Here is a 15,183-nt window from a genome sequence, read left to right on the forward strand (position 1 = left end):
ATATAGTCGGATTTCTGTGCGTAAATCCCTGTAAGCGCCAGTAAAGAAATTAAGATTATGGATCACAGATCCTGGAGATAAAAGAAGCCGGGATTGCAAATCCCGACTGACGAAAGAATCAAGTTATGCTAACTGTCACAAATTTCATTTCTACAGAAAAAACGTTAGGGATTGCAAGTAAATGAAGCGATAAATTTTACAATTGCTTATTTTTGTAATCGTATTGAGGAATTTGCTCCTGCACAATGATATATTGTTAACTGACTAAGAATGGAAACAGAGAAAAAAACTGAAGCAATTGCACTGAACCGGGATGTGCTGGACGAAGTGAGAAACAAGGCCGTGAAGCGCACCTTTGATGTGTTGTTTTCCCTGGTGGTATTACTGATGATATTCCCACTGCTCTTTTTGATAGTGGCGATTGCGATTAAGCTCTCTTCGCCGGGCCCGGTGTTTTTTAAACAACTCCGTACGGGGCTGAACGGGAAAGAGTTCTGGTGTTATAAATTCCGCTCGATGCGAGTCAATAAGGCCTCGGATAAGCTCCAGGCAACAAAGGATGATCCCCGCAAGACGAGAGTGGGTGACTTCCTGCGCAAGTCCAATATTGATGAGATTCCCCAGTTTATCAATGTGCTGATCGGGGATATGTCGGTGGTAGGACCGCGTCCGCATATGATTAAGCATACGGAAGATTACTCGGAGCTGATCGATAACTATATGGATCGCCACTTAGTGAAGCCGGGTATTACCGGGTTGGCCCAGGTGAGAGGATTTCGGGGTGAGACCCGGGAGCTGCACCAGATGGCCGGTCGGGTACGGTTGGATGTCTTCTATATTCAGAACTGGTCGCTGGCGCTGGATCTGAAGATTATTTACCGTACGGTCAAGAATGTGGTGCAGGGGGAGAAGCTGGCTTACTGAGTAGTGAGTAGTGAGAGTTTTTTTGAACCACATAGGCACATAGGGCACAGTAGGACTTTGCTCCAGAGTTATTTTCTTATCACAGAGATACACAGAGAACGGCACAGAGGGCCACGGAGGTTAGATATTTACCGCTCTGTGGCTTTTTGTTTTATTGGCACTACTGGTTTTAGAGTGGGTGTATGATTTTACTTGATATAAACTGGGCACTGGGGATGCTTTATTAAAATGATAATTCTACACAACCGCCCCTAATTAGCTTCGCCGATCTACCGATTCCCCTAAAGGGGACTTAAAGAGAGTGCCGGGAATGAAATAAGTCGCTAAATAAATGCCATTTAACCCGCAGAGAGTCAAAAACATACTGTGGGTAAAGTCCCCTTCAGGGGAACCAACGGTCATTGACCATCGGGAGATAATTAGGGGCAGTAATTCGAGACGGAGAGATATTGAATACATTTGACATTAATGCTCTTTGTATTGTCTCACACTAAACCCGGTAGAACCCCTTAAATAAGAATTATGGTGTTATTGCCTTGGAAAAACGTATTCCTAATCGTGGTATTGACTTGGAAAAACGTATTTTAAATTGCGATATTGCCTTGGAAAAACGAAAATGAATATCTTTGCAGTTCTAAAGTTTAAGCCCGGTAAAAGATATGGCCTACTATAAGCGTGATATAGAAACAGAATTGTATCTCTGGAAAAACGAATCGGATAGACATCCATTGTTGGTTCGTGGAGCCCGTCAGGTTGGTAAATCATCCTTGATACGAAATTTGGGCTCTCAATTCAAAAATTTTATTGAGGTAAATTTTGAGCAAGATCAGGATGTAAAGACTGTTTTTGCAGGAAATTTAAATCCTCAACGAATTTGTGAGCAGCTATCGGTGATATACGATACTCCTATAGTGCCCGGTGAAACACTTTTATTTCTTGATGAGATTCAAAGTTGTTTGCCTGCTATATCATCGTTGCGTTTTTTCTACGAGAAATATCCTGAACTACATGTTATTGCAGCCGGTTCCCTGCTTGAGTTTGCATTATCAGAACTTCCGTCATTTGGAGTAGGGCGCATTAGTTCTCTATTTTTATATCCTTTTTCGTTTGGTGAATTTATAGAAGCATCCGGTGCAGGATTATTGCGCAAAGCAATTGCCGAAGCGTCTCCACAAAATCCATTATCAGAGCTAGTTCATCGCAAGGCTCTCGATTTATATAAGCGATTTTTGATTTTGGGTGGCATGCCTAAAATTGTATCTACTTATCTGGAGGCGCATGATTTATTAAAATGTCAGCGTGTTTTGGATGATTTGATTTATTCGTATGAAGATGATTTTGCAAAATACAAAAAGCGGGCCTCTACATCTGTGATACGGGAAGTATTTAAGTCGGTGGTGGAGCAGAACGGACAAAAATTTGTATATAGCAATACCTCTCCGGATTTAAACCGGATGCAGGTTAAGGACGCACTTGAATTGTTAACTATGGCAGGATTAATTATTCCGATTACCCATAGTTCGGCCAATGGTATCCCCCTGGGGGCGGAAGTAAATCCTAAAAAACGTAAGTTCATCGTTTTTGATTCCGGTATTTTTCAGCGACTACTGGGATTAAACCTATCTGAGATTTTACTGAAGGATGATTTTCAATCCATCAATAAAGGAAATATTGCTGAGCTGAATGTTGGTCTGGAGCTGATTAAATCAGCATCGTGCTACCAGCGTCAGAGTTTGTATTATTGGCAGCGCGAAGCAAAGAACAGTAATGCTGAAGTTGATTATCTGATTCGGATTGGCTTATCAATACTACCCATTGAAGTTAAGTCCGGTACAAAAGGCAGTATGCAAAGTTTGTACCTTTTTATGGATTCTAAAAATAGTGAAAAAGGAATTCGGGTGTCGCAGGAGAATTTTTCGTTCTATGATAAGATAGAAGTATTCCCTCTTTATGCTGTAGGGAATTTGTATCATCACAGCCGCTAATGTTAAGTGTCATTTATTGAAAATCATTTTACCAGGGTTTGTAACTGCAAAATGTGACAACAAATATGGCTCTATAACGAATGGTATGGGTAATATCGTTACTTAGAGAAATATTCCCTAAGCTTCGTGTAATGCGTCAAGCGGCATGAAGCCGCTGATCGCCAGAGAGCCGTACTGTTTCTTACCACAGAGATACACAGAGAACGGCACAGAGGTTTAATATTTATCGCTCTGTGGCTCTCTGTGTAAACCTCCGTTGTTCTCTGTGATATAAATTGCAGGTTGAATTGGTAACGCGTCAAGCGGCGTGGAGCCGCTGATCGCTATTGGGGTTTTCTGTGATATTCTTTCTGTGCAAGTTGTTAATATCCACAAATTTCCCTTTGGTCTTTTCTGATAATTGCGTGATTATCCTTATCTTTGCCTGATTTTTAAATAACAGAGTAAGTTAGTATATAAATGCGTAAAGAAAAGCCTGTTTCATTAGTCTTAGAGAATGGAGTTGTCTTCCACGGGAAATCGTTTGGATACGAAAAACCGGTTGCCGGAGAGGTTGTTTTCAACACGGCGATGGTAGGTTATCCCGAAAGTTTGACCGACCCCTCTTATTCGGGGCAAATTCTAGTTTCGACGTTCCCGCTTGTCGGCAATTACGGTGTTCCCGCTGATCAAATTGTTGATGGCTTATCCGCTTTCTACGAATCAGAAAAGATTCATGTAAGCGGATTTATTGTATCTGATTATTCCTTCGAGCACAGCCACTGGAATGCAACCAAAAGCCTTAGCGAATGGTTGATTGAAAGTAAAATACCGGGCATCTACGGAATTGATACCCGCGAGTTGACCAAAATCCTTCGCGAAAAAGGTGCTATGTTGGGAAAAATCGTTTTCGAAGACGAAAATGAAATTGACTTCCACAACCCAAATACCGAAAACCAGGTAGCGATCACCAGCTGCAAAGAGGTGATTACTTACGGTAACGGCAAGAAAAAAATCTGCCTTGTGGACTGCGGTGTGAAACACAATATCATCCGCTGCCTGTTGAAACGCGATGTAACCGTGATCCGCGTGCCCTGGGATTATGACTTCAATACGCTGGAGTTTGACGGACTCTTTGTCTCTAACGGACCGGGTAACCCCGACTTCTGTGACACAACTGTTGAGAACATCCGCAAATTTATGGAAACCGGCAAACCGATCTTCGGGATCTGTATGGGTAACCAATTGCTTTCGAAAGCCGGCGGCGCAAAAACTTACAAGCTGAAATACGGTCACCGCAGCCACAACCAGCCGGTACGCATGGAAGGTACCAACCGTTGCTATGTAACCAGCCAGAACCACGGTTTCGCGGTGGATAACGCGACACTGGGCAGCGACTGGGAACCATTGTTCACCAACATGAACGACGGCACCAACGAAGGTATCAAACACAAAACCAAACCGTACTTCTCTTGTCAGTTCCACCCGGAAGCAGCAAGTGGTCCGACTGATACCGAGTTTCTGTTCGACGATTTCGTGAATCTGATAAAATAATAATCAGAACTCTCAGGAGGATATCTCAAAATTAGTCGCATCGTTCTTCCTGCCCCTAATCCCCTAAAGGGGACTTTGAAGAGTGGTATTTCGGAGCTTATTTGCACTTCCTGACATCCCCTTTAGGGGCTTGGGGCAATTGTAACTTAAGAGAAGAAAGCTTCTAAATTGACTGTTTATTGGGGTACTCTCTTAAATGCCGAAAGTTGTCATTCACTTTCGAATAACTAAACAAAACGAATAAACAACAGCACTATATAATACTCAATGAAAGAGATTAAAAAAGTTCTTATTCTCGGTTCGGGAGCATTGAAAATCGGTGAAGCCGGTGAGTTTGACTACTCTGGTTCGCAGGCGTTAAAGGCATTGCGTGAAGAGGGTATCTACACCGTTTTGATCAACCCGAACATCGCAACCGTACAAACATCGGAAGGTATTGCAGACAAGATTTACTTCCTACCTGTCACTCCCTTCTTCGTAGAAAAAGTAATTAAGAAAGAGAATCCGGATGGTCTTCTGCTCGCTTTTGGTGGACAGACTGCGCTGAACTGTGGTGTGCAACTGTACACCAGTGGTATTCTCGAAAAATACAACCTGAAAGTTCTGGGTACTCCGGTACAGGCTATCATGGACACGGAAGACCGTGAGCTTTTCGTAAAAAAACTGGACCAGATCGACGTTAAGACCATCAAAAGTGAGGCGGTTGAAAACATCGAAGACGCTCGTCGTGCTGCCAAAGAACTCGGTTATCCTATCATCGTACGTGCCGCTTATGCACTGGGTGGTCTCGGTAGCGGTTTCTGCGACAACGAAGAAGAACTTAATGTTCTCTGCGAAAAAGCATTCGCATTCTCTCCTCAGGTATTAGTGGAAAAATCACTCAAAGGCTGGAAAGAGGTAGAGTACGAGGTGGTTCGTGACAAATACGACAACTGTATCACCGTTTGTAACATGGAGAACTTCGACCCGCTCGGTATCCACACCGGTGAGTCTATCGTTGTTGCTCCATCTCAAACACTAACCAACGCAGAATATCACAAACTTCGCGAACTGGCTATTCGCATCATCCGCCACATCGGTATCGTAGGCGAATGTAACGTTCAGTATGCATTTGATCCATACTCAGAAGACTATCGCGTGATCGAGGTAAATGCCCGTCTGAGCCGTTCTTCTGCCTTGGCTTCCAAAGCTACCGGTTATCCGCTCGCATTCGTGGCTGCCAAACTGGCGCTCGGGTACGGACTGTTTGACCTGAAAAACTCTGTTACCAAATCAACTACCGCACTTTTCGAGCCTGCGCTTGACTATATCGTATGTAAACTGCCCCGTTGGGACCTTGCTAAATTCCAGGGCGTTGACCGTGAGATCGGCAGTAGCATGAAATCGGTAGGTGAGGTTATGGCTATCGGCCGTACCTTCGAAGAGGCGATCCAGAAAGGTCTGCGTATGATCGGTCAGGGTATGCACGGTTTCGTGGCGAACAAAGAGCTGAAAGTCGAGAACATCGACAAAGAGCTGAAAGAGCCGACCGACAAGCGTATCTTCGCGATTTCTGACGCATTCTACAAAGGATACACCATCGACCAAATCCACGAGTTGACTCGTATTGACCGTTGGTTCCTGCAAAAACTATACAACATCTTCACAACGGCCAATGAGCTGGAAACATTTGACAAAATCGAATCTCTTCCTGCAAACTTGCTTCGCCACGCTAAACAACAAGGGTTCTCTGACTTCCAGATCGGCCGTTTGATCGTAGGTAAAGGTGACGAAGATGTTTCATTGAATGCAGTTCGTGACTACCGTAAGAGCCTGGGCATTACTCCTGTTGTAAAACAAATCGACACGCTGGCTGCTGAATATCCTGCACAAACCAACTACCTGTACCTGACCTACAACGGTACTGCCAACGATATGAAATACCTGGGCGACCACCGTTCGGTAATCGTATTGGGCTCGGGAGCTTACCGTATCGGTAGCTCGGTAGAGTTTGACTGGTGTTCGGTAAATGCCCTGCTGACTATCCGTAAGGAAGGCTGGCGTTCGGTTATGATCAACTACAACCCCGAGACGGTTTCGACCGACTACGATATGTGTGACCGCCTATACTTCGATGAGCTTTCATACGAGCGTGTGATGGACATCATCGAACTGGAAAACCCACACGGTGTGATTCTTTCTACCGGCGGACAGATTCCTAACAACCTGGCTATGCGTCTGGATGCAAACAATGTTCCTATCCTTGGAACTTCTGCACAAAGCATCGACAACGCTGAAGACCGGCATAAATTCTCAAGCATGTGTGACCGCCTCGGTATCGACCAGCCACGCTGGAAAGAGCTGAGCAGCATGGATGATATTGACAGCTTTGTCAGCGAAGTTGGCTATCCGGTATTGGTTCGTCCTTCTTACGTACTTTCAGGTGCAGCGATGAACGTTTGCTCAAACGACAGCGAACTGAAACAGTTCCTTCAGTTGGCAGCTAACGTATCGAAGAAACATCCGGTAGTGGTAAGTGAGTTCATCGAAAACGCGAAAGAGATCGAGATCGATGCAGTAGCCGATAAAGGCGAAATGGTTCTTTACGCTATCTCAGAGCACGTGGAATACGCCGGTGTTCACTCAGGTGACGCAACTATCCAGTTCCCTCCGCAAAAATTGTATGTGGAAACTGTACGTCGCATCAAACGCATTGCACGTCAGATCGCTAAAGAGCTGAATATCACCGGTCCGTTCAACATGCAGTTCCTGGCAAAAGACAACGATATCAAAGTGATCGAGTGTAACCTTCGTGCTTCACGAAGCTTCCCATTCGTTTCTAAGGTATTGAAATATAACTTTATCGAACTGGCTGCCAAAGTGATGATGGGTATTCCTTACGAAACGCCTAACCACAGTGCATTCGACCTGGATTATGTAGGTATCAAGGCTTCTCAGTTCTCATTCACCCGCCTGCAAAAGGCTGACCCGGTATTGGGTGTGGATATGGCTTCTACCGGTGAGGTAGGTTGTATCGGGGATGATACTTACGAAGCGGTATTGAAATCTATGTTGTCAGTAGGTTACCGCATTCCTGAGAAATCAGTTCTTCTGTCAACTGGTGATGCACAACAAAAAGCTTCATTGCTTCCAAGTGCGAAGTTACTGGCAGAGAAAGGATACCAAATCTACGCAACAAACGGTACCCACAAATACCTGACCGATAATGATGTTCCATCCAAACTGGTACACTGGCCGGGTGAGGAGGGAGATCCTCAGGTAATGGATATGCTGCAAAGCAAACAAATTGACTTTGTGGTGAATGTTCCTAAAAACCTGACTTCCCGCGAGCTTAGCCGTGGTTATAAAGTGCGTCGTGCAGCGATCGACCTTAACATTCCGTTGATCACTAACCCGCGCCTTGCTTCTGCCTTTATTCATGCGTTCTGCAACATGAGCATGGATGACATCCAGATCAAGAGCTGGTGTGAATACAAGTAAATAAAACGCGCTTAAACGCGGTATATACATTAAGGGTGGCCAAACGGTCACCCTTTTTTGTTGGTGTTGGAGCGGGGTAAAGAGAAACCTAACAGGTTTTCGAAACCTGTTAGGTGAGGTGTCAAAAATCAAAGGTGTTGATAAAAACAACTTCGTTCTATTTTCTATAAGTGAACGAAACTTCGCACTGTCATCCCGTGCCTGACACGGGATCTCAAAATCGCAGAATATTGCGTTTTGCTCGTAATACTGTCATTATCTGATTGAGAGATCCCGCATCAAGTGCGGTCCCGATAGCTATCGGGAGACAACATCAACATTTGAGAACGGATTTAACGTATTGATTTTAGGGACGAATTTATCTCTATAAATGCTCTGTATTTTTGACACCTCACCTGTTAGGTTTTGTGGGTCCTTCGTGGTGATAAATGGAGAGATATTATTGTGGATCAATATTGAACCGCCAAATGGTTCTGCTTCTCCGGATTCTTCCATTTCCTATCCTTTCTTAATGTTTTTCTTCTGGGTTAGTTCTTCCTTGTAAATTAACCGGTTATGGTTGTCCTGCTGATTTGATTTGCCCGTTTTAAGCTGCTGAGAATTGAAAATTTCTCCAGATCCTTATTGGAGGCAGACAATAAGACCTTCTCGTATGCTTAGAGTCTGTTTAAACTTTACCGACACATTTTTATATAAGGAAGAGTCTTCTTTCTTTATTATGGGTATTTGTCGAGGTGATGAATTCCGACTAAATGTTGTCGGGAGGTAAAATCATTCTCTCTGCTTGGGAGCCCTGTTGTTTTGTCCACTCTTCTTTGTCTTTTTGTCCACTTTTTATTCCCCTTTATTTATTAAATGACCTGGCGGAGCCCTGATTTCCCGTTGTACCGCTTTTATGAGCTTCCTGTTGTTTAAGATGTTGATTTAACCTGCTGGTTGTTAAATTAACCATGTTGTGTGAAATGTTTTAGGCTTGTATGATTCTCTATGTATTTGTACGAAATAACATCGGGCAAGGGAATAGCTTGTCGTATTTTCGCATGGTAGGAGTTGTGCTATGCTGAAATGGCCAAAGTCTGAAGGCCTCAGTGGTGAAATAGTTGTGGTGATTTTGTTGCGTATCCGGGCGATTTTCTCTGTGTCTGATAAATTGAGATGGTAGTTTATACAAGCTCTAATAAATGGATATCCAGAGGTGTAACTGTCAGATGTTTCAGGGTTTGGACCAGAGTTGTACGATAAGACAGCTATTTGTATAAGTTTCTATTTTCAGATTTTTGTGGCACTCTATCTTTGCCTTGTTCAATCTAAAACCATGGCTATCCTCCAGTTTTCTTACCGGAAAATAGAGTTTAACCTTACTTATATACTTAATTATTTATGTTCTATTCTACACCAATTTTGAAAATGAAAAGGGAGATTTTCCAAAACACATCTGCCGGTTTTCTTAAAAAGAAGAATCGAATAGGAATTGCATCGCACACATGTATATTATTCATGAGTGTATTGCTCTCTTTGTTGGCCATATCCTGCTCAAACAAAGATGACTATTACGATCGTCCGGACTGGCTCGAGGCTCCTGTCTATGACATTCTGAAAGAAAAGGGCAATTTTTCTTTGTATCTCGAATGTATTGACAAGACACCTTACGCTAAAGTTCTGAAAGGAGCCGGCAATTACACTGTTTTTGCACCGAATGACAATGCCTTCAAGGCATTTATGCAGAAAAACAATTATGCAACAGTTGCCGATATTCCTGTTGATGAGTTGAAAAAAATTGTGGGTTATACCATGATCTACAATAAATACGACTCCAATACGCTTGGCGGAATAGCTGGTGAGTACATAAAAAGAAGAACTTCCTATTATAAAACGATTTATCAGGAAAAAGTAAACGGAGTAGATTCCTGGGTGGCTGATTTAAGTACAACTACCGGAAATATCATGACCCCGTTCCGCTTTATTCCTGTACTGACATCTAAATACTTCAGAACCAATAGCCTTGGAGATGGAAGAGCGGATTATGCGCATTTTTATCCCAATGCCTCTTTTGATTCTATCCGTATTCAGAATGCCGGTGTTGTGGAAAAAGATATCTATGCTGAAAATGGTATCATCCATGTATTGGATTCAGTGCCTTATGTTTTGAAGAACATTGACGAACTGTTGAAAGAAAACAAAGACGGATTTTCTAGCATGAAAAATTTGCTTGATTTCTCTTATGACGGAACTTCTTATTACGTACAATACCAGGAAAGCAACACTCTTACTGAAGAATATAAAAAGCTGTATCCTGAAAAGAATATTACCAATCTGTATGCGAAGTTTTATACCGGTCTGCCTTTCCAGCCTAACCAGGAGCTTTATGGAAGTTCCTCAGGTTCAACCCTTGGCGTTGAGCAGGGTGGTTACACCATGATTGTGCCAAGTAAACAGGCGATCGATAACTATTTCTCGACTAAGATTCTGAACAGAGGTTACAAAACCCTGAATGAGCTGCCCAAAGAGGTCATTACAGACTTCCTGCAAGCTCACATGAAGGACGAACTGATCTGGCCATCAGGTTATGCAACAGGTCAGAATGCCAATGGCGAATTCCTTAATGGAGAAGGTAGCCGCGGTAAAACCTTTGACCAGGCAGGTGTTGTATCATCAACCCTGGCTAGTAATGGTATTTTGTACCAGACTAATGATGTGGTAAAAAGTAAATATTTCGAGACCGTATTTTCAGAAATCCTTTTGAACCCGAATTATCAGCTTCTGAATTATGCGATGAAAAAGTTCTATTTTAGCACCCTGATGGAGGATTTGATGAAATCGCCTCTTACCGGATATATTGAGGAGAACTACACCATTATACTTCCTACAGATGACCAGCTAAAAGCAGACGGTTTTTCTTATGACAATGTGGCTAATACGTTTAGTAACAGATACATTGCAAATGGAGCTGAAGACCGTTTGAAACGAATCATTCGCATGGGTATCTTCCGTCGTATTAAGAATAGTGAACTGAATACTTCTTTGCCTGAGTTTGTAACATCAAAAATCCCAACTCAATATGACGGTTACGGTTATGCCGTAAACGAATATGGCGATGTGATCCGATATAAAAACAATCAGGTACAAGGAGTAGGAAACTTCCTCGATAACAAAGATTTCGTCACACTTACCAAGGTGGGTGAATTTAATAATGGTGTCGTATATAAGGGGGATAAGCTCCTGCAATACAGTCCACGCACCACTCAGCCCTCAGCTAATGCAGGCTGGAACGATGAGTCTTTGTATAATTTCGTTGCCCGCTATGTAAAAACCACCGGTCAGGGTAAAATATTCCTGAGCTATATGACCAGAGCCCTTCTGAATACAACGGATGGAAAACTAACCGGTATCCCAGAGGGAAACTACTATACCATTCTTATCCCGACCGATGCAATATTGAACCAGGCTAAAAATGCAATTATCAACAAGTTTGGCATTGTGCTTCCGGATACCTCTTCCGTTGTAGCAACTAATCCTACCGCTTTCCGTACTGCACAGGAATTCGTTCAATCATGTTTCCTTTCGGGAACAGTATTGCCGGATGACGGAGAGAAGTATATAATTCCTTCAACTCCTGCAAATACCAGAGAAATGACTTTATCCACCATGATGAGGGCTAATGCGCCTGAACTGGGCTTGTTGCAGGAGAAAACCTATATGACCATCAAAAAGAATGATGATCTTACTATGACTTTCATTCCCAAGGATATTACTCTTGGTGATAAGACATTGGTTGATGGTGGCATTGGAATTACAAAAATTGATCAGACTGTAACCATTAACCGTACGCGATTGAATGTGAATACACCCTACTACAGCAACTTTATGGGGCCGCGTGCAGTCATTCATGCTGTAAATAACTACCCTTGGTTTAAGATAGTCAAGTAACTAAAGAAAACAATTTCCCATGAGAAATTTTATATATAAGTATCTCTTATTGATAAGCATAGTCCTTATGCCATGTGTCTTACATGCACAGGGCCGAACCATGTTTCGTGGTAAAGTGACATCTGCGCAGGATAAGATGCCTCTGCCTGTTGCTAATGTTATTATCAAGAATAAAGACGGACGTCTGATCTCCGGCGCCCAGACAGATATGGACGGTAACTACAGTTTGGTGGTAAATCTTACTCCGGGCTGTACACTTGAAGTCTCATATTCAGGATTTAAGAAGAAAGTAGTTCCTATCGGTCAGCAGACATTGATCAATATTGCTCTTAACGAAGAGTCTGTTCAGTTGAAAGAAGCGGTCGTTGTCGGTAAGAAGAAGATGAATACCGGTATGATGAATATCGCGGAACGGGACCTTACCGTATCGGCCACCAAGATTGACGCTAAAGAGCTTGAAGATCTTGCCGTTGCCGGGATTGACGATGCCTTGCAGGGACGTGTGGCCGGTATGGATATCGTGGCAAACTCCGGTACTCCGGGTGCAGGTATGTCGATTCGTATTCGTGGTACCACCTCTATCAACGGATCATCTCAACCCTTGATCGTTGTGGACGGATTCCCATACGAGACAACGATCTCTGCCGATTTTGACTTTGCCACAGCCGATGAAGAGGCATACTCTCAGATGTTGAATATTGCGCCGGACGATATCAAAGAAATTACCGTATTGAAAGATGCGGCCGCTACCGCTATTTACGGTTCACGTGCAGCAAACGGTGTGCTTTTGATTACCACTAAACGCGGAGCAATCAGTAAGCCACGTGTCTCTTATACTTTTAAAGGTTCATTGGATGAAAGACCGAAAGGTATTCCAACTCTTTCGGGAGACCAGTATTCTACTCTTATCCAGGAGGAATTGCTGAACTCCGGTATTTCATACAGCCCGATCAACTACCCTGAATTTGCTTATGATGTAAATCAGCCGTACTATTTCTATAACTATGGACAAAACACGGATTGGTATAAATCTGTGACTCAGGTGGGTAAAACCCAGGATCATAACGTATCAATCAGTGGTGGTGGCGAGAAAGCTCAATACCGTGTATCCTTAGGCTACTACGATCAGAACGGTACCGTTATCGGAACTGACTATCAGCGTATCTCTTCCCGTTTGAATATTGACTACAACGTTTCCTCAAAGATCAAGTTCCAGGGAAGCATGTCATATACACACGGTACCAATAACCGGAATTATATTTCATATCTGAAAAGTAATACCGACGTTAGTACGATGGCATTCACCAAAATGCCAAACATGAGTATTTACGAATACGATGAAGTAGGTAATCTGACCGGGAACTATTTCTCACCACTGACTACACCGCAAGGTTACTGGAGTACAGGCGGCGGAGTTTATAACCCGGTAGCAATGGCCAACGAAGGTAAATTCAAATTGCTGAGTGACCGTGTTACTTCAAACCTTTCATTGATTTACTTTCCTTTAGAGTCACTGAGATATCAGTTTGATGTCGGTTTGGACGTGATGAATGACAAAACCAAAGCATTCTTACCTCAGACAGCTACTGGCCGTCCATGGAACGAGGTGAGTGTAAACCGTTCGGATGATATTGACAGTGAGGCATTTATTCTCCAGACATTCCAGAAGTTGATCTATACTCCTGAGATTGGTAAAATGCACACCCTTCAGGGACTGTTGGGTATCAATACTTATGACAAGATTGCCCAGAGTTACAAAGCGACTACCGGTAACGGTGCAAGTCCATACCTTCAGGACCCGTCTATAGCAGCACGTGTAGCCAATGATGCAAATCTTGGTATTTACTCAAGCTCTACTGAAAACAGATCGGCGTCAATCTTCCTGAATGCTCAGTATAGCCTGCTGGACCGTTATATCGTTAATGGTAGCATCCGTACTGACGGTAGCTCTAAGTTTGGTAGCGCATACCGTTTCGGAACATTCCCAAGTGTCTCTGTCCGTTATCGTTTTTCAGGCGAACCTTTCATGAAATGGTCCAGCAAATGGCTTGATGAGTTAAGTTTCCGTGCCAGTTATGGTGTAAACGGTAACCAACCCAAATATGACTTTGCATACATCAGTGCATACAACCTGTATAACTACTCCTACCTCGGAGAACAAGGTACTTACCCGGGAAGCCTTGAGTTGGTTAACCTTCGCTGGGAGAAATCGATCCAGAAAAACGTGGGGTTAAACTTTGCCGCGTTCCAGAATCGTATCAATATTGACCTTGAGCTTTATAAGAAACGTACCAGCGATTTATTCTTCTACGGACTGGATATCCCGACTTCTACCGGTTTCTCTTCTGTGGATATGAATGCCGGGGTGATGGATAACCAGGGATGGGAGTTGTCAATCAACACTATACCTTATAAAACAAAAGATCTCTCTATTTCGATGAACTTCAACGTGGCCCGAAATATGAACTATATCCGTAGTATTTCCGAGCAATATCCTATGGAGAGCGGAACCAGTACCAATAATGGGAACTATTTGCAGAGACTTGAGATCAACCAGCCTCTGGGTTCTTTCTACGGTTACCGTTATAAAGGTGTTTACCTGAATCAGGACCAGACCATTGCACGTGATGCTAACGGTAATAAGATTTATACCTATGACAACAATGGTAACCGGGTGCCTGTGCAGATGAGATTTGCATATCCTTCTATCGGTTATCAGTTCCAACCGGGGGATGCTAAATATGGGGATATCAACCACGATGGTAATATTGACTATCAGGATATTGTGTATCTGGGAAATGCCAACCCGTTGTTGACCGGAGGTTTCGGTCCCGGTATCCGGTATAAGAATCTGACTGTAAATGCATTCTTCAACTTCAGATATGGAAACGACGTGGTTAACTCAACCAAGATGTCTCTGGAGAGTATGAACGGATTCGATAATCAGAGTACTGCGACTCTTAAACGCTGGAGACACTCGTATGAGAATGAATCAGATGCACCGGCTGACCTTTTGCCAAGAGCTTACTATAAAGGTGGATACAACTATCTTGGTTCTGACCGATACGTAGAGGATGGATCATTCCTGCGCTGGAAATCATTGACCGTAAAATATAACTTAGATAAGAAAGTGCTGAAAAGAACATTTATCAGTGACTGTAATTTATGGTTGACAGTTCAGAACCTCTACACCTGGACTAACTACACAGGTATGGATCCGGAGGTATCAGTCGGCGGAAGTGATCCGTTCAAGTTGGGTTATGATACTTCACGTACTCCGCGTACAAAGAATTTCACTTTAGGTGTTAACGTTTCATTCTAAGAATAGCATATT

6 protein-coding genes are annotated in these 15,183 nt (G+C 43.1%); all 6 read left to right on the plus strand.

Annotated elements, in window-relative coordinates; genetic code table 11:
* Positions 1-270 precede the first annotated feature (270 nt).
* The 6 genes from MLE17_RS10675 (at position 271) to MLE17_RS10700 (ending at position 15,171) form a co-directional block, all read left to right on the plus strand.
* The gene (locus tag MLE17_RS10675) at positions 271-924 is read left to right on the plus strand and encodes an exopolysaccharide biosynthesis polyprenyl glycosylphosphotransferase (protein ID WP_243348787.1); all 654 of its coding nucleotides are present in this window, start codon (positions 271-273) and stop codon (positions 922-924) included.
* Positions 925-1,583: 659 nt separating this feature from the next.
* Positions 1,584-2,909: an ATP-binding protein gene (locus MLE17_RS10680; protein ID WP_243348788.1), complete on the plus strand. Its 1,326-nt coding sequence runs from the start codon at positions 1,584-1,586 to the stop codon at positions 2,907-2,909.
* 459 nt (positions 2,910-3,368) lie between these two features.
* Positions 3,369-4,442 carry a glutamine-hydrolyzing carbamoyl-phosphate synthase small subunit gene (gene carA, locus MLE17_RS10685; protein ID WP_243348789.1) on the plus strand — a complete coding sequence of 358 codons (1,074 nt, stop codon included), beginning with the start codon at positions 3,369-3,371 and terminating at the stop codon, positions 4,440-4,442.
* A gap of 267 nt (positions 4,443-4,709) precedes the next feature.
* Positions 4,710-7,922 (plus strand): carbamoyl-phosphate synthase (glutamine-hydrolyzing) large subunit, encoded by a 3,213-nt coding sequence (gene carB / locus MLE17_RS10690; protein WP_243348790.1) that lies wholly within the window; start codon positions 4,710-4,712, stop codon positions 7,920-7,922.
* 1,497 nt (positions 7,923-9,419) lie between these two features.
* On the plus strand, positions 9,420-11,849 hold the full coding sequence (locus MLE17_RS10695) for a fasciclin domain-containing protein (protein WP_243348791.1): 2,430 nt from the start codon (positions 9,420-9,422) through the stop codon (positions 11,847-11,849).
* 19 nt (positions 11,850-11,868) lie between these two features.
* Positions 11,869-15,171: a SusC/RagA family TonB-linked outer membrane protein gene (locus MLE17_RS10700; protein ID WP_243348792.1), complete on the plus strand. Its 3,303-nt coding sequence runs from the start codon at positions 11,869-11,871 to the stop codon at positions 15,169-15,171.
* Positions 15,172-15,183 lie beyond the last annotated feature (12 nt).

It is taken from the genome of Parabacteroides sp. FAFU027, from assembly GCF_022808675.1.
Classification (GTDB): domain Bacteria; phylum Bacteroidota; class Bacteroidia; order Bacteroidales; family UBA7332; genus CAXXIC01.